Genomic DNA, 605 nt, shown 5'->3' with positions numbered 1-605 from the left:
GGTCAGCCGGCGAGGATGATGTTGTGGAGGTTGGCGATGCCGGAAGCGGCATCGGCCAATGTATGGCCGGCGCGGCGGTAGTCGCGCAGGATCTTGAAGTTCTTCATCCTGGCCAGGGCGTGTTCTACCCCTGCTCGAACGGTGCGGTGCTCGACGTTGAGGGCTTCCTTCCAGCCCGGCAGCGAGCTGCCGTCGGAGGGCTTGCGGTACGGCATGATCACCTCGGGGTTGCCGCGGTAGCCGCCGTCGGCCATCACCGGCCGCCCGTCCAGCGTCTCGGCGATGCCACTGGTGCGGTAGACGATCGTGTCGTTGCGGTTGCCCGGCTGTGGGTCGCCGACGGCGATGACCAGGCGGGTGGAGGCGTCGATGGCGACCTGCACGTTCGTCGAGTACCGGTAGTTCTTGCTGCGGGCGGCCAGGCGGTGATCGCGGGTCGGGACCAGCGTCCCGTCGACGATCGCGATCTGCTCGACCGGCCGTTTACGCACCGGCGCCAGCGCCAGCAGCGGCGCGAGGGTGTCGATGACCCGGTGCGCTGCGGAGTGCGACACCCCGAACAGCGGGCCGATCTGGCGCATGGTCAGGTTCGTGCGCCAGTACGC

The 605-nt window shown here is 68.8% G+C and carries 1 protein-coding gene; it reads right to left on the bottom strand.

Features of this window, described 5'->3' with window-relative positions; all coding sequences use genetic code 11:
- Positions 1 to 2 precede the first annotated feature (2 nt).
- Positions 3 to 605, bottom strand: a 603-nt coding sequence (locus V6U86_RS33310; protein WP_334510531.1) for a transposase family protein, incomplete at its 5' end; no start/stop codon positions are given.

Origin of the sequence: Micromonospora sp. CPCC 205558, from assembly GCF_036902955.1 — a bacterium.
GTDB lineage: Bacteria > Actinomycetota > Actinomycetes > Mycobacteriales > Micromonosporaceae > Micromonospora.
This window is presented reverse-complemented; position numbering and strand designations above follow the sequence as displayed.